Here is a 19,334-nt window from a genome sequence, read left to right on the forward strand (position 1 = left end):
GAGGGCAACTTTACGCTGCCCTATCTACTTGTCGGTTTAGACTAAATGTCGGTTCAGACTAAAACCAAGCCCTCTCGATTAAATCGAGCTTTGGTCGAAGTCGTTGCCTTGATCGGTTCCAGTTTGAGAATCTGAATCAAAGCTTCCAGAGTCATCCGTGAAGTCAACACCTTGATCTTGACCACCTGAACTTGTCCAGTCGCTGCCTCCAGATTCCATACCCGCCATGTCTGGTTGCTGCTCTTGAGTAGAACCTTGCATGGTGTATTGATCATCGACCTCAACCTCAACAGAACCGCTAGCACCGTCTATTGAACTACCCAATTCGTCGTAACCTTGGAATTGGATCTCGCTAGTACCTTCATAACCTTCTGGAAGTTCAACGGATACAGGCTGCTCTAGGTTGCCACTGATTGTGAAGCTACCATCACCGTTATCCAGTGCGTTGTTCACAGTAGCGCCCTCAGGTAAGCCAGACATATCAGCGTAATCAACCGATTCGTTACCACTCACCTCATCTGGAATCGAGATAGAGATAGTATCGCCCGGTGCCGCGGTTACATCTGCTGTGCTGCCTTCAGCTTCAGCATCTTGAGCTTGGTCATCAGCTTGTTGAGCCACATCTACTTGTTGCTCTTCTGTTGCTTGAGCAGCTTGTACTTGTGGTTCATCACTTTGTACTGAATCATCTTCAACTTGGATGCTTAAGCTGTGACTTGATACTTCACCCCCGTCGTTAACTTCAACATTCATCGCTAAATTGCCATCGAAGTCTTCGTTCGGCCAGTAAGTCCACTCACCTTCACCAGATTGAGCAAAGAAGCCAGCATCGTTCGCGTCTGCAACATCAACAACCTGTGCAGAATCACTCACGCCCAACTCATCCACCAGCTGTGCATCCGTGATAGTTAGTGAACCATCATCAGCTAAGGTATAACCTTCGCTCGCCGCTGTTTCATCGCCACTTTGGATATCCACATTGAAGAAGCTTTCGATGCGATTTTCGCCATCGGTCGCGATAAACCCAACTTGAACATCGCCGGTGTAGTCTTCAGCAGGAGTGAATTGATAGTTACCTTGGTTATCGCTCTCAATTACGCCCTGACCTTCCATCAAGCTTACTGACTCAATGCTCAAGCTATCGCCTTCTGCATCGCTCAGATTCGCTAACATGTCTTCATCAGTGAACGACAAGGTTGCATCCGCTGCGATTTCCGTCGTTGTGATGCTGTTAACTTCTGGTGCTGCATTCTCTTGCGAGTCGCCTTCTTTCACGACCACGCCAGTTTGCTCATCATGAAGCACGCCATCTTTATCAACCACGTAAGCTATATCTGCTTCGCCAGTGAAGCCTGGTGCTGGTGTGAAGGTCCAAGTGCCATCGCCATTATCGACAATCTCACCTTGGCTGCGGTCGGCAAGATGAACCAGTTTCACTTCATCATCACTGTCAGCATCCACATTCTCAGCCAAACCGATTAGGTCGTCCGCCGTTAGGATGATGGAATCACCCGCTACGGTTTCGAAATCACCAGAATCGATGCCATCTTCAAACGCTTCCGGCTCATCTCCGTAATCAACCGTTGTTGCGCTAACCGTTACGAAGAACTCACCATGGAAGTCTTCAGGAGGCGTCATTTGAATGTTTGAGATATCCCAGTCGAACAGGTCGATGTATTGACCCGGCTCGGTGATCATCACGGTATTCACACCATCTGTTACCTCGAATCCAACAGGGAAACCTGTCATCACCAAGTTACTTAGTGTTTCTGAATCATCGACTAGGCCAACGTTCAGTCCCAAGTGACCCGTTTCATCTTCGCCGAAGACTAATGGACCGTCATGGTCAGTTGAAATAACCGCGCCATCTGCGACAGGACGTACGTACACAGGAACATCGAGAACCGTTTCGAACTCACCGTCACTCACGACAACTTGTAGGTCAGAAACACCCGCAAAGTCGCCTGTTGGTGTGAATGTCCAAGTACCATCACCGTTGTCTGTAACTTCTCCGCCATCTTCACCGTCTGCGGTGATAATGCGAGAAACAACAAGGTCTGCGGTATCAATGTCACCGAACAAGTTCATCAAGTCGCCAGCATCGAAGGTGAACGCGCCATCTTCGTTGGTGGTCATCATTGCGTTGCCGACGTTGAATGGTGCGTCGTTAACCGGAATGACATCCACATTCAGCGAGCCATCAACCACTTCTTCACCGTCAGTCGCTTGATAACCGAGTTCTACTAAGCCATTGAAGTCTTGAGTAGTCACTAAGTGATACATGCCGTCTGGTTGCTGAGTTAAGGTCGCGTTCGCTGGAGCTCGAACTGTGATGCTCTCAATGCTGATCTCGTCGCCATCAAGGTCTGTCACTTGACCCGCGATGTATGCAGGGTCAATCACCATGACCACATCTTCTTCGCCTTGCATCTCAATCATTGGTGCTTCAGGTGCATCATTCACTGGCGTGACATCGATGTTGCCGTCGACTGAAATTGTCTCTTGGCCATCGCTAACGTTAAACGTCATTGGCACATCGCCATTGAAGTTTTCGTTTGGTGTAAATGACCAAGTACCATCTTCGTTATCTAGCAACTCACCCAAGCTAGGGTCGATTTGTAGACCAGAAGCCGACAGCTCGTCTGCGGTGTTATCGATGTCGGTAGCTTGAGCTAACAACATGTCTTGTGTGATAAGAATGGTGCTGTCTTCGGCTGTGGTTAGTTTCACATCCTCAGATTCAGGTCCATCGTTCACAGCCAGAACTTCGATTCCAGCCGTTGTTGTTGCAGTTGCACCGTCATCATCGGTCACAACCACATCTAGGCTGATATCACCATTAAAGTTCTCGCTTGGCGTGAAGGTCACAGACCCATTATCGTTTTGAATCAAGGTGCCGTCAGAGCCTGAGTAAGTCACGCTTTCAAGCGACACTTCGCCATCAACGTCAGAGCTATTAGCAATTAACTGCTCAGGGCTGATTGTGATGGTGCCATCTTCGTTCATTTGGTAAGACGTAGAACCCGCTACTGGCGCATCGTTAACATCCGTTACCGTCACACCAATATTCGCATCGACTGTCTCAGTGCCATCAGTCACTGTGAAGCCAAGGTTTACATCGCCATTGAAGTTCTCGTTCGGAGCAAAGCTATAAGTGCCGTCACCGTTGTCAGTGAACACACCCTCTGCACCCGTGTAAGACACATCCGAGATAGACAAGTCATCGCCGTCAATGTCTGCAGCACCTGCTAGTAGGTCTGCATCCGTGAAGATTAGCGTTCCATCTTCCTCAACAGTAAAGTTTTGGTCTTCTGCTGTTGGTAGGTCATTGACTGGGTTAACCGTTAGGTCGACTCCAGCTTGAACAGTTTCAAGGCCATCTGACACATCGAAGCTCAAATCAATGTCACCGTTGAAATCAGCATCCGGAGTGATAGTAAATGAACCATCTTCGTTCGCTGTTACGGTCGCATTGTCACCTGCAGATAGGTTGCTTGCGGTTAGTGCATCACCATCAACATCGGATGCGTTAGCCAGCAACTGCTCTTGAGATAGCGTAATTGAACCGTCTTCATCAACCGAGTAAGCCACGTTTCCGGCCACTGGTGCGTCGTTAACTGCAATAACTTCAATACCAGCGGTAGTCTGAGCCGTTGCACCGTCGTCATCAATAACCGTCACATCAAGGTTGATGTCGCCGTTAAAGTTTTCGTTTGGTGCGAACGTTACCGACCCATCTTCATTTTGAACCAAGATACCGTCTGCACCTGAGTAGCTCACGCTATCAAGCGACACTTCACCGTCCACATCGGAGCTATTAGCAATCAACTGCTCAGGGCTCAATGTGATGGTGCCATCTTCGTTCATTTGGTAAGACGTTGCGCCTGCCACTGGTGCATCGTTAACGTCTGTTACCGTTACGTCAATGTTAGCATCGACCGTCTCTGTACCGTCAGATACTGAGAAGTCTAGGCTTACGTCACCGTTGAAGTTCTCGTTCGGTGCAAAGGTGTAGGTTCCATCGCCATTGTCGGTAAACACACCCTCTGCGCCAGTGTAAGACACGTCGGCAACTGAAAGCTCATCACCATCAATATCAGAAGCACCTGCTAGTAGTTGCTCGTCCGTAAAGGTAAGCGAACCGTCTTCTTCAATGGTGTAAGCGACATCTTCTACAACTGCGATGTCATTCACTGGATTCACAGTAAGGTCAGCCGTTGCAACAACCGTTTCAGTACCATCAGAAAGGTCGAAGCTTAGGTCAATATCGCCATTAAAGTCAGCATCCGGGGTAATGGTAAATGAACCATCATCGTTTGCCGTAACGGTCGCGTTATCACCGGCGGTTAGGTTGGCAGCGGTAAGATCATCGCCGTCCACATCCGATGCTTGAGCAAGCAGCTGCTCTTGGCTTAGTGTGATTGAACCATCTTCATCCACTGAGTAAGCCAAGTCACCTGACACTGGCGCGTCGTTAACCGCGATAACTTCAATACCCGCAGTGGTTTCAGCCGTTGCACCCTCTTCATCAGCAACGGTGACATCTAGGCTGACATTGCCGTTGAAGTTTTCATTTGGTGCGAAGCTGTAAGTACCATCACCATTGTCAGTAAAGATACCGTCTGCGCCTGAGTAGGAAACGTCGCTAACGGATACATCACCTTCAATGTCTGAGCTGTTCGCAAGAAGCTGTGCTTCAGAGATGGTAATCACGTTATCTTCGTCAACGCTGTAGGTCGTTGAACCTGCAACTGGCAAGTCATTAACGGCAATGACGTCGATACCTGCGGTTGTTTCAGCGGTTGCGCCATCTTCATCCATAACAGAGACATCAAGACTGATGTCACCGTTAAAGTTTTCGTTTGGAGCAAAGGTGTAAGTACCATCACCATTATCAGTGAATACACCATCAGTGCCGCTGTAGCTTACATCGCTGACAAACACTTCCCCTTCAACGTCCGAGCTGTTCGCCAGAAGTTGTGCATCGCTTAGGGTAATACTGCCGTCTTCTTCAACGCTGTAAGAGGTTGTGCCTGTAACCGGTACGTCGTTGATTGGAACCACTTGAACATCAATATTCGCCGATACAACATCTGTACCATCACTCACATCGTAAGTTAGGTCGACATTACCATTGAAGTTCTCGTTTGGAGCAAAGGTATAAGTACCGTCGCCGTTATCCGTGAACACACCGTCTGTACCTTCGTAGTTAACCGACTCGACAGAAAGGTCATCGCCATCAATATCCGTTGCACCAGCCAATAGCTGTTCATCGGTAAAGGTCAGCGAACCATCTTCATTAATGGTGTAGTCGTGGTCGTAAATTACAGAAAGGTCGTTAACTGCTGTTACGGTCACGTCTAGTTCCGCTGGAGTAACCCCACCGTTGCCATCGTCTACGTTGTAGCTAATCGAGAATTCACCATTGAAGTTCTCTTCCGGTGTAATGGTGTAAGTACCATCACCATTGTCAGTGATAAGAGCGTTCTCAATGGAAACATCTCCAACACTTGGTTCGTTACCACCCGTTTCACCAGAATCATCACCTTCCTCGCCGGTTAGCAATTCAGAGATATCAATGCCGTTTTCATTCGCGAGCGCTTCTTCTGCCGTTGGTAAATCAAACGCATTCTCGCTGCCTACATCTTGGCTTGGAACAATAACGCCGTTCACGATATCAAATACATGCCAGTGGTCACCCGATGGGCTTTCAGATAAATCAGGGCTAAAGGTTTCAACCAATGTATCGCCAACAAATACCTGAACCTGTACATCTTCAACACCATCTACATCCCAACTTCTGCTGGTGTAGTTGTGTACTGAATAGTGCATGTCAGCATCTTGATAATTTGGAATAGTGATGGTTTCAGGACCACCGCCATTCGTGTCATCTACATCTTGCTGAACGACATTACCTTCACCCAAATCATGGCTCATGTCGCGATAGTAAATATGGTCTAGCTCACTGCCATTCTCTGTATCGTAGAGCCATAGGTGGTTGTCCATATCACGTGGACTGTCACCCCATGTGACCACGATACGCATATCTGTTTCTTCAAGGACTTCAGATATTGCAGTCACGCCACCATTGGTATCTTCGCCTGCTGGAACTAGGAAGCTGCTAGTAATTGAGCCTTCTTGTTCAATCGTAACGGTACCTTGGTCAACAACTGGACCGCTCACAGAGTAGTTACCAGATTGATCCGTCTCCGCTGTGTAAGAATGACCTGCGTTGTCGGTTAGCGTAACATCCGCACCTGCGATTGGATTGCCAGTTTCAGCATCCAACACTGTACCGGTTACGGTTGTTTCATCGCCCTGCTCTCCGATAATTGCGGTCATGTCATCGTCTTCGATGTCAGTCGCGAATTGTAGGAGCTCTTCTTGAGTAATGGTGTATGAACCGTCTTCTTCAATGGTTATCGCCACATCAGCAGAAACAATTGGCGCGTCGTTAACTGGGTCAACGGTTAAGCCTAAGTTAGCGGCAATTGGTGTGTCGCCATCGCTGATGCTGTAGGCAACATCGATGTAGCCATTGAAGTTTTCGCTTGGAGTGATTGAGAACGTGCCATCGCCATTGTCGACAATCGTTGCATCGTCGCCCACTAAGGTTAAGTCGGAAGCGACAAGGTCATCGCCCTCAATATCAGCGGCATTCGCAAGTAACTGCTCCTGCGTGATAGTGATGACATTATCTTCATCAACGTTCGCATAAACATCAGATGTCGTTGGCAAGTCGTTGACTGGGTTTACCGTCAGATCGGCGTTCGCCACAATCGACTCGGTGCCGTCCGAAATATCAAAGCTTAGGTCGATATCGCCATTGAAGTTCGCATCTGGCGTTACCGTAAAGGTGCCATCGCCATTATCAACAACGGTTGCATTATCGCCTGCGCTTAAGTTGCTTGCGGTCAGATCATCGCCATCCACATCAGATGCTTGAGACAGCAACTGCTCTTGAGTCAGAGTAATCGAACCATCTTCATCAATGCTGTATGCCAAGTCACCCGATACTGGTGGATCATTAATTGGAAGAACATCAATACTTGCGCTGGTGGCTACTGTCGCACCGTCTTCATCTGTCACCACTACATCGAGGCTAACATCGCCATCGAAGTTTGCGTTCGGTGCAAAGCTGAATGTGCCGTTGCCGTTGTCAGTAAAGATACCGTCAGCGCCTGTGTAAGTAACACTATCAATCGCCACTTCACCTTCAATATCAGAAGAGTTCGCCAACAGTTGCTCTGCACTGATGGTGATAACTTCATCTTCGTTGACTGAGTAGCTGGTTGAGCCTGCGATTGGCGGATCGTTCACCTCAAGTACGGTGATTCCCGCGGTGGTCGCTTCTGTTGCCCCTTCTTCATCGGTAACAACAACCGCTAAGCTCACATCACCATTGAAGTTCTCGTTTGGCGAGAAGGTGTAAGTGCCGTCACCGTTGTCTTCGAACACACCGTCACTGCCAGTGTAAGTCACGCTATCAATCGCAACCTCACCTTCAATATCTGAAGAGTTGGCTAATAGCTGTTCGTTACTGATCGTGATTGAGTTGTCTTCATGCACAGTGTAAGACGTGCTACCCGCCACTGGTGGATCGTTCTCAGGCGTCACGCTCACATCAATGTTGGCTTGAACCGTATCCGTGCCATCTGACACATCAAAGCTGAAGTTCACATCACCATTGAAGTTCTCGTTTGGCGCAAAGCTGTAGCTTCCGTCACCATTGTCGGTAAGCACACCATCAGCACCAGTGTATGTCACACCTTCGACTGTTAGGTCATCACCTTCAACATCCGTCGCACCCGTTAACAGGTCAGCGTCAGTGAAGTTAAGAACCCCATCTTCACCAATAGTGAATGCTTGGTCTTGTGGCTCTGGCGCATCATTGACAGGTGTTACCGTCAAGTCTAGGCCAGCAGCGACCATGTCCTCTCCATCGGTGACATCGTAACTAAATTCGATATTACCGTTGAAGTTTTCACTCGGTGTAATGGTGAAACTGCCATCGTCGTTCATTTGAACGGTCGCATTTTCATCATTGGTGGTTAGGTTGATTGCTGATAGGTCATCACCATCAATGTCGACAGCGTGCTCTAGCAACTGCTCTTGAGTTAGCGTGATGCTGTTATCTTCGGCTGTAACGGCACTAATATCACCGTCAACTTCTGGAGCATCGTTCGCAGGTGAGATGTGAATCGTCACGTCTTGCGTAGCTGTTGCGGTTGTACCGGTATCAACATCTGTTGATGTTGCATTCACAGTTAGAACCACATCACCATTGAAGTCACCTGAAGGGATAAACTCTAGCCCTTCTAGCTCGCCTGGTTGCAATGACCAAGTGCCATCACCGTTATCGGTACCTGCAGAAAGCGAGCTGCCTTCTGGCACGTCTTCAATCAAGATAGCAAGGTTTTCTGAGCCATCGGTATCTGTTAGAGCTGCATCAATATCAAGTGGTACAGGTGTGTCTTCAGTACCAATGATTTGGTAATCCGCGTCAGACACTGTGATTTCGATGTTGTCGATACCAAACGCCTCGTCATCGACGCTTTGATTCAGGGTTGAACCGAAGCCAAGTTCAAGTTGGCCGTCTTCTACTGGTACCGTTAGGTTGATTTGATGTGCTTGGTCATTCCAACCACTGAAGCCCTCACCTTGCGATACGCCGTGAACCACTTCGCCGACTTCATTTCCTTCTGAATCGTAAAGCGTTGTTGTGCCATCTTGAGTACGGAACGCAGAATTATCTAATGTCGTTAGCTCTTCGCCGCCGACAAAGATTTGGAACGACTCACCATCCCAAGAATCAATTTCGTAGAAGTTGAACGAGATATTAACTTCGCTCACATCACTTGGAATGTCGTAAGTTTTGCTGACGGCTTCATCACCGCCCGTTCCACCAATACGACCTAGCATGTCACCCGACTCGAAGCCTTGAGAGCTTTCTGTGCCTGTATTCCAACCGTTTGAGCCAGACTCGAAGTTGTCTGAAGCAATCACTAGGTCAGAAGCAATCGACAGCTCTGGCATATCAACCACAGATTGAACATCAATCGTCGCTTCTGCTGGTACTGTCGCGGTACCGTCATTCACGTCGAACGTCACATTCACATTGCCGTCGAAGTTTTCATTCGGTGCGAATGTGTAAGTGCCGTCGCCGTTATCAACCAAAGTACCGCTATCTGAAGCCACATTTTCAACCGATAGGTTATCACCATCAATGTCGCCCGCATTTTGCAGCAGTTGTTCTTCTGTGAAGGTAAAGCTGGTGTCTTCTTGAGTCACAAATTGTGGCTCACCGACTGTTGGCAGGTCATTAACTGGGTTAACCGTTAGGTCAGCCGTTGCTTGAAGCGTCGCATCGCCATCGGTAATGTCGAAGTTCAAATCAATGTCGCCATTGAAGTTAGCATCTGGCGTGATAGTGAAACTACCATCATCGTTTGCTGTAACTGTCGCATCACCACCAACGGTTAGGTTAGCCGCTGTTAAGTCATCGCCATCAACATCACTCGCTTGAGCAAGTAATTGCTCTTGGCTCAAGGTAATTGAGCCATCTTCGTCCACGCTGTACGCCAAGTCGCCCGATACCGGAGCATCGTTAACAGGCAGAACATCAATGCTTGCGTTGGTCGCTACGGTTGCGCCTTCTTCATCAGTAACGACAACATCAAGGCTTACGTCGCCATCGAAGTTAGCGTTAGGTGCGAAGCTGAATGTTCCGTCACCATTGTTGGTAAAGATACCGTCTGAACCTGTGTAGTTAACGCTATCAATCGCCACTTCACCTTCGATATCAGAAGCGTTTGCCAACAGTTGCTCTGAACTGATGGTGATAACTTCGTCCTCGTTGACTGAGTAGCTGGTTGAGCCTGCGATTGGTGGATCGTTCACCTCAAGTACAGTAATACCCGCGGTGGTCGCTTCAGTTGCGCCCTCTTCATCAGTTACGACAACATCAAGGCTAACTTCGCCGTTGAAGTTTTCGTTTGGTGAGAAGGTGTAAGTACCGTCACCGTTGTCTTCAAAGACACCGTCAGCGCCAGTGTAAGTCACGCTATCGACTGCCACATCACCTTCAATGTCAGAAGAGTTAGCAAGTAACTGTTCGTCACTGATGGTAATTGAGTTGTCTTCATGAACGGTGTAAGACGTGCTACCCGCGATTGGTGGATCGTTCTCTGGTGTCACGCTGACATCAATGTTGGCTTGAACTGTATCCGTGCCATCTGACACATCAAAACTGAAGTTCACATCACCATTGAAGTTCTCGTTTGGCGCAAAGCTGTAGCTTCCATCGCCATTATCAGTAAGAACACCATCCGCACCTGTGTAAGTAACGCCTTCAACCGACAGGTCATCCCCATCAATGTCAGTCGCACCTGTCAGCAAGTCTTCATCAGTGAAGTTCAAGATGCCGTCTTCGCCGATGCTGAACGTTTGATCTTGTGGTTGTGGAAGGTCATTGACTGGGTTAACGGTTAGGTCAGCCGTCGCAACCAGCGTATCTGTACCATCGCTAATGTCGAACGTTAGGTCAATGTCACCATTGAAGTTCGCATCTGGCGTAACGGTAAAGCTGCCGTCATCGTTAGCAACAACCGTCGCGTCTCCATCAACAATCAAGTTAGAAGCAGTAAGGTCGTCGCCATCTACATCACTCGCTTGCGAAAGAAGTTGCTCTTGGCTCAAGGTAATCGAACCGTCTTCCTCAACACTGTATGCAAGGTCGCCTGATACTGGTACGTCGTTGATTGGTAATACATCAACCGTAATAAACGTATCAACTTGAGCGCCGTCTTCATCTTGAATGGTCACATCCAACTGCACTTGGCCGTTGAAGTTTTCATTCGGAGCGAAGCTACATGTACCGTCACCATTGATAGAGAAGATACCGTCTGGACCGTCGTAGTTGATCTCAACAAGCTCAACATCACCTTCAATATCAGAAGCGTTCAGCAGAACTTGAGACTCATTGAAAGTCAGTACTGAATCTTCATCGATGGTGTATGACGTTGGGCCAGCAACTGGCGGATCGTTCACCTCAAGGACAGTAATGCCCGCCGTTGTTGCTTCGGTCGCTCCATCTTCATCCGTCACGACAACATCTAGGCTAACTTCGCCATTAAAGTTCTCGTTTGGCGAGAAGGTGTATGTACCGTCACCGTTGATTTCCAGAACACCGTCGCTACCACTGTAAGTCACGTTATCAATTGCGACTTCGCCTTCAATATCCGAAGAGTTCGCTAGCAGTTGTTCGTTGCTGATTGTAATAGAGTTGTCTTCATGAACCGTGTAAGACGTACTACCCGCAACCGGAGGGTCATTCTCTGGTGTCACGCTCACATCAATGTTAGCGGTTACCGTATCGGTTCCATCTGATACATTGAACGAGAAGTTCACATCGCCATTGAAGTTTTCATTCGGCGCGAAACTGTAGGTGCCATCGCCATTATCGGTTAGGACACCATCTGCGCCAGTGTAAGTTACACCTTCAACACTTAGGTCGTCCCCTTCAATGTCCGTTGCACCTGTTAATAGGTCTTGGTCATTGAAGGTTAACACGCCATCTTCGCCGACTGTGAATGCGTGGTCTTGTGCTTCTGGACCGTCATTTACTGGTGAAACTGTTAACTCAAGGTTGGTAGAGACAACATCATCACCATCAGACACATCAAACGTAAAGCTCACATCGCCATTGAAATCAGCATCTGGCGTTAATGTGTACGTACCATCACCGTTATCGGTAATCGTAACGCTCTCATCATCGGTTGCTAAATTCAGAGCCGTCAACTGATCGCCATCTAAATCACGCGCATTAGCCAATAAGTCTTCTTGCGTAATGATGATTGAACCATCTTCTTCAACCGTTGCAGAAACCGGAAGTGCTTCAGGAGCGTGCTCAATGTGCGCGCCTGTCGCGTTAATGTAGATGGTTTGAGATACCGTTTCAGAATCATCATTCGATAACTCTGTCGCAGTTGCGGTTACATGAACTTCAAGCTGCTCATTGAAGTCTTCTGGTAACTGGATTTGTAACGCATTTTCGATAGCCGTTGTTGGTAAGTTCACCGTACCATCAGGGCCAACCGTTACTTCACCGCTGTAGATTTGGCTGTTCACTTCACCGACATCGATTGTGAAGTTGAAGTCAGAATAGTCAGCATCTCCGCCGCCATACAAATCTTCAAATCCGTAAACCAGCTCGCCGTCTTCATTAACCGTAGTACGAGTATGTTCGATACCATCTTGGTTTAGCTGAGAGCTTGAACCACCATGGAAGATCGCGTCACCATTCTGGCCTTGAATCACTGTCTCGGTTCCATCAGCAGCCACAAAGACAAGTTGAGGATCAACCGTATCCATGTTCGCAGGCGAACCATCCTCAGCACGGAACTCGTACTGACCGTCTTGCATCGCATCAAAGTCGTTGTGCTGATGTCCGTTTGGAATTAAGAACAGGTTAAAGCTCTCACCTTCCTCGACTTGGAAGCTGAACTGATCTTGCCCAGGGACAAGGTCACCGCCGCCACCCACTTGTGATGCATTCTCGTAGACAACTTCAACACCTGTAATGTTGCCGTCTTCATCGACTTTGTAGTAACCCGCTGCGTTTTGGTATCCCGCGGTTTCACCTTCAAACGTTACTGTGATTTCAGTATCGTTGTAACTGGTGATGCCGTTTTCTTGGTCATTCAGAACGCCTTCATTATCGTATTGAATAACCGAACCTTCTGGCACACCATCTACTGTAACAGTGAGTGTTTCAGACAAGTCTTGGTCGACAAGTGCCGCAGCAATGTTCAGTTCAACAATACCGCCTGGCTCAACCAAAATCGCCTGGTCGTCGACGTTAACACCATCACCATCCGTGATAAGTAAGTCAGGCGCATCAGCAACTGCTTCAATGTGAACATTAATGTCTTGTTCAACTTCATCCGTACCGTCTGTTACCGTAAAGCTGAACTGCAGATCACCACTGAAGTGCTCTTCAGGAACGAAGCTGAACGTGCCGTCACCATTGTCGGTGACTGTGCCTTCATCGCCAGAGTAATTGATGCTAGTAACGCTTAGGTCGTCGCCATCAATATCAATCGCACCACTCAACAGATCTTCTTGAGTGAACAGGATGCTGCCATCCTCTTCGATGTGGTACATGCCTGGGGCAACAATTGGAATGTCATTCACCGGATTCACGGTTAATGTCATATCATTAGACGTGCTCAGCTCACCATCGCTCACCTCATAAGTGAATGCAATATCACCGTTGAAGTTTTCAGAAGGTGTCACTGTGTACGTGCCATCACCATTGTCTACAATGCTGGCGTTCGGATCATTGGTTTCAAGCGAAGAAGCAAATAGCTCATCGCCATCTTGGTCGCTCGCGTTCTCCAACAGCATTTCTTGTGTAACGAGGATTGAACCATCTTCGTCGACATCTGCCACCATCGGTGTCGCTTCTGGCGCATCGTTGACGAACTCAACTTTTAGGTCGATGTTTGCGGCAACCACATCAGTGCCATCGCTCACATCAAACGCTAAGTCAACATTACCGAAGAAGCCTTGCTCTGGTGTTAATGTGTATGTTCCGTCACCATTGTCTGTGACTTCTACCGTGTCGCTTGCGCTCGTTACATTCACAACTGACAGTTCATCACCTTCAACGTCTGTCGCTTGTGCCAGTAATTCAGCTTCGGTAATAGTAATCGCTTGACCATCTTCCGTAGCGAAAGACATGTCAGGCACGTCTGGGGCATCATTGATTGGATTTACGGTTAGGTTGAGGTCAGCGGCAACAGTTTCGATTGCGTCAGTGACATCGTAAGTAAATTCAATCTCACCAAAGAAATCTGCACTTGGTGTAATCGTGAAGCTACCGTCTGGGTTTTCTACAACAACCGCATTTGGATCGTTGGTCGCTAAGTTAACGGCTTCAAGGTTGTCGCCATCTACATCGGTTGCATTCGCTAACAGATCCTCTTGAGTAATAGTGATTGAACCATCTTCATCAACAGTGGCTTCAATTGGACCACTCACCTCAGGGCCTTCATTGACAATTTCAACGTCAATTCTTGCAGTGCTTGGTGCACTTGCTTGGCCATCACTTATGTCGAAAGTCAGATTCACTTCACCAGAGAAGTCTTCTGCAGGTTCGAAGGTAAAGGTATTATCCCCGTTATCCGTTAACGTACCTTGCGTTTGGTCTGCAAGTAATAGGTTTTCGACATGAAGAATGTCGCCATCAACATCGGTAGCACCAGACAATAGGTCTTTCGCTTCGATGATCATGGAGCCGTTTTCAAGCATTTGGGTGTGCAATGGTTCACCCGGAACCGGCACATCATTGACTGGTACGACCGTTAGGTCTAGATGCGTTGCAACTTCATCAGTTCCATCAAACACCTTGTAGTCGATGTCGATTTCACCATTGAAGTTTTCATTCGGCATGAAGGTAAACGTACCATCGCCGTTATCAACTAGCTCACCGTTATCACCACCGTAAGTGATGTCAGAAATAGACAGCGTATCGCCTTCCACATCTGTGGTGTTCGCTAGCAAGTCATCTGCACTGAACGTGATACCTTCATCTTCATCTGTCGATAGAACAATCGGGCCAGAAACGATTGGCGCATCATTTACTGATTCGAAATTGATATTGATGATATTGCTGTCTGTCAGCTCACCATCGGTAACTTGGTAACCAAGTTCGATTTCACCATGGAAGTTTTCATCCGGTGTTACCGTCCAAGTGCCATCACCATTATCGGTGAGTGTTGCATGCTCTGAGTTTTCACCCACTAGCTCTAGATTTTCAATATCAAGGTCGTCGCCATCAATATCAGATGCTTGCGCCAGTAGTTGCTCTTCGGTAATCACAACCGAAGCAAACTGGGCAGAACCATCGGTATCGACAGTAATATTCGGAAGATCAGCCGTTAACTCGATTTCGTTGTCACCCGCATGGATATTCAACTCAACCGTTTCAGTAATCTCTGAACCATCTACACCAATCGATGTAAACACCGCTTCATCATGACAAGTTTGTGACACTGTCATGTTTTGAACGACGTAAGTACCATTACCTTGCACGGTACCAAGCTCAAAGTAGGACACTGGTTGATCAACCGTTAGCGTGTAATCTGTCTCGAAAGTACCACGGTCTTCTTTGTGGTAAGTCATCGAGTCAATTAGGTCGCCATCCTCATTGAACGCTTTGATTTCTACTTCTGTAAAGTGACGAGACTCTTCCATGAACCAGCCACCCAAACCATCTAGGTGGAAACTGATTTCATTGATGTCTTGACCTTCAACTGAAACCGTCAGTTTCTCATCACCACTTAAGCCTTGGCGGTCAGTATCACCGATACCATGACCAATGTGGGTGTTGCCATTCCAGGCACCAAGAGGGTCATCGTTACTTTGAACAGTTACCGTTAAGTCACCATCTGAGAACTCACGCGTATAAGGGTCAACTTCTGTACCCCAATCATCCACACTCGCGTTATCGTCAAACGTACCGATTTGTGTGGTGTGTGTACCTTCAGCAAGAGCATCTTCACTTGGAACAAAGCGCACTTCGGTATCTGCAGGAACTTCTTGTCCTACTTCCAGTACCACCCATTCGTCATTCACATTTGCTTCAATGATGCCGTTTTCTGGCGCTTGGTCTAAACGTAGTGCTGGTTCTTCACGAAGTGTCACACCAACTGTTTGGTCTTCTTGCGCTTGGATGAAGATTTCATCGCCCGCTTCTGGCGCATCGTTGACAGGGTTAACCGTCAAGTCGAGTGTCGTCAGAACTTCATTCTCACCATCACTGATGCTGTATGTGAAGTCCAACTCGCCATTGAAGTTTTCTGTGTGCGTAATAGTGAATGAACCATCGTCATTAGTAACAATTGTCGCATCTGGATCGTTGGTTTGTAGGTTAGATGCCGTTAACTCATCACCTTCAACATCGGTCGCATTAGCGAGTAACTGCTCTTGAGTAATGGTGATTGAATTATCTTCATCGACTTCAGCCTGAATGCCCGAAGTTTCAGGTCCGTCATTCACAGCGATAACATCGATGCCAGCGGTTGTGGTTGCGGTTGCACCGTCTTCGTCAACGACAACAACGTCTAGTGAAATATCACCATCGAAGTTTTCATTTGGCGTAAAGGTGTAAGTGCCGTTACCGTTATCAACAAATGAGCCGTCATCACCGGAGTACGATACTCCAGACAATGATACATCGCCTTCTACATCGGAAGAGTTTGCCAATAATTGCTCATCACTGATCGTGATTTGGCCATCTTCTTGAACTGTGTAAGATGTCGAGCCAGCAACCGGTGGATCATTCTCAGGCGTTACACTGACATCAATAACAGCTGATGTTGAATCAGTACCGTCAGAGACATCGAACGAGAATTGAACATCACCATTGAAGTTCTCGTTTGGAGCAAAGCTATATGTGCCGTCGCCATTATCGCTAAGAACACCATCTGCACCTGTGTAGAGTACGTTTTCAATCGACAGTTCATCACCATCAATATCCGACGCACCTGCAAGCAGGTCAGCATCGGTGAAGAGTAACGTACCGTCTTCTTCAATCGTGAACTGTTGATCTTGCGCTTGTGGCAAGTCATTAACCGGATTCACGGTAATGTCTAGGCCAACTTGAACTGAACCACCATCGTTATCGATGATATCGAAGTTCAGATCTAGGTCACCGTTGTAATCTGCGTTCGGTGTGATGGTGTAGCTGCCATCATCATTGTGTTGGATGGTCGCATTTTCATCAGTAGATAGATTGATAGCTTCTAAGTTATCGCTATCGATATCACCTGCTCTTGCTAGCAATTGCTCTTGGCTTAGCGTGATGGAGCTATCTTCATTGATGGTGTAAGCCAAATCGCCCGATACTGGCGCATCATTGATTGGCAATACATCAACGTTAATGTGTGTTTCAACCGTTGCGCCATCTTCATCTTGAATGGTCACACCCAGTTGAACCTGACCATTGAAGTTTTCGTTGGGTGCAAAGCTGCATGTACCATCACCATTTACAGTGAAGATACCGTCAGAGCCATCGTAGTTAATGCCAACAAGTTCTACATCGCCTTCGACATCCGAAGCATTCACAAGAATCTGAGATTCACTGAACGTCAGAACCGAATCTTCGTCAATGGTGTATGACGTTGGACCCGCAACTGGTGGATCGTTCACTTCAAGAACGGTAATACCTGCTGTGGTTTCATCAATTGCACCTTCTTCATCTGCAACAATCACATCAAGGCTGATATCACCGCTGAAGTTTTCATTAGGAAGGAAGGTATAGCTGCCATCGCCGTTATCTTGGAACACACCATCAGTGCCACTGTAAGTCACAGTATCAACCGACACCGCACCTTCAATATCCGAAGAGTTAGCTAGCAACTGTTCATCAGAAATTGTGATGGCATTGTCTTCATTGACCATGTATGAGGTTGAACCCGCAACTGGCGGATCGTTCTCAGGAGTCACACTCACATCAATGTTAGCGCTAACGGTTTCTGTGCCATCAGACACATCGAAACTGAAGTTCACATCGCCATTGAAGTTTTCATTTGGCGCAAAGGTATAAGTACCATCACCGTGGTCGGTCAGTACGCCATCACCACCTGTATAGCTAATACCTTCAACGGTTAAGTCGTCGCCATCAATATCGGTGGCACCGGTAAGTAAGTCGGCGTCTGTAAATTGAAGCGTACCGTCTTCTGCGATACTGAATTGTTGGTCTTGAGGAACCGGCAAGTCATTAACTGGGTTAACAGTAAGATCGGCGGTTGCTTGAACCGTGTCAGTACCGTCAGTGATGTTGAATTGAATATCAATGTCACCGTTGAAGTTTTCATCTGGCGTAATCGTGAAACTGCCGTCATCGTTAGCTACAACCGTCGCATCACCACCAACTGTTAAGTCACTTGCGGTTAGATCTTCGCCTTCTACATCGGACGCTTGAGACAACAGCTGATCTTGGCTCAGTGTGATTGAACCATCTTCGTTAACGTTGTAAGCCAAATCACCAGACACTGGCGCATCATTGATTGGTAATACGTCAACATTGATGACGGTTTCCACTTCTGCACCATCTTCATCACGAATGGTGACATCAAGCTGAACTTGGCCATTAAAGTTCTCATTTGGAGCGAAGCTGCAAGTGCCGTCACCATTTACGGAGAAGATACCCTCAGGGCCATCGTAGCTAATACCAACAAGCTCAACATCCCCTTCTACATCTGAGGCGTTAAGCAACACTTGAGACTCACTGAAGGTAAGTACTGAGTCTTCATCAATGGTGTAAGACGTAGGGCCTGCAACCGGCGGATCGTTCACTTCAAGAACATTGATGCCCGCGGTCGTTGAGTCGGTCGCACCATCTTCATCAGCAACAACCACATCCAGTGCAATTTCACCGCTGAAGTTCTCATTTGGCGAGAAGGTGTAAGTGCCGTTACCATTGATTTCGAGGACACCGTCGCTACCAGAGTAAGTCACGCTGTCTATCGATACATCACCTTCAATATCTGAAGATGTTGCCAATAGTTGTGCATCAGAAATGGTAATCGAATTATCTTCATTCACCGTGTAGGACGTTGAGCCCGCAACAGGCGGATCGTTCTCAGGAGTCACGCTAACATCAATGTTTGCAGACACGGTATCGGTACCGTCTGACACATCGAAGCTAAAGCTCACATCACCATTGAAGTTTTCGTTTGGAGCAAAGCTATATGATCCCTCACCCAAGTCAGTCAGTACGCCATCAGTGCCTTCATAAGTGATGCCCTCAACCGTCAGGTTATCACCTTCAACGTCTGTCGCGCCTGTAAGCAGATCCGCGTCTGTGAACTGTAAAGTACCGTCTTCTGCAATACTGAACTGTTGATCTTGAGGTACTGGTAGGTCGTTTACTGGGTTAACCGTTAGGTCAGCCGATGCTTGAACGGTATTGGTGCCATCAGAGATATCGAAACTGATATCGATGTCACCGTTGAAGTTCTCATCTGGCGTGATGGTGAAACTGCCATCATCGTTAGCTACAACCGTCGCATCACCACCAACCGTTAGGCCGCTAGCAGTAAGGTCATCGCCTTCAACATCAGATGCTTGTGATAACAGTTGCTCTTGGCTTAAACGGATAGAACCGTCTTCATCGATTGAGTACGCTAAGTCACCAGACACTGGCGCATCATCAACCGCTATAACACTCACATCGATGTTTGCAGAGACCGTATCGGTGCCGTCAGACACATCAAAACCGAAGTTTACGTCGCCATTGAAGTTTTCATTCGGTGCGAAGGTGTATG

At 47.6% G+C, this 19,334-nt stretch carries 1 protein-coding gene; it reads right to left on the minus strand.

The features are described from left to right. Nucleotides 1–78 precede the first annotated feature (78 nt). A partial coding sequence (locus AB6D93_RS03665) for a tandem-95 repeat protein (protein WP_372159154.1) occupies nt 79–19,334 on the minus strand: 19,256 nt, incomplete at its 5' end.

Origin of the sequence: Vibrio sp. 10N.247.310.23 (assembly GCF_041467155.1) — a bacterium.
Taxonomy (GTDB): domain Bacteria; phylum Pseudomonadota; class Gammaproteobacteria; order Enterobacterales; family Vibrionaceae; genus Vibrio; species Vibrio crassostreae_C.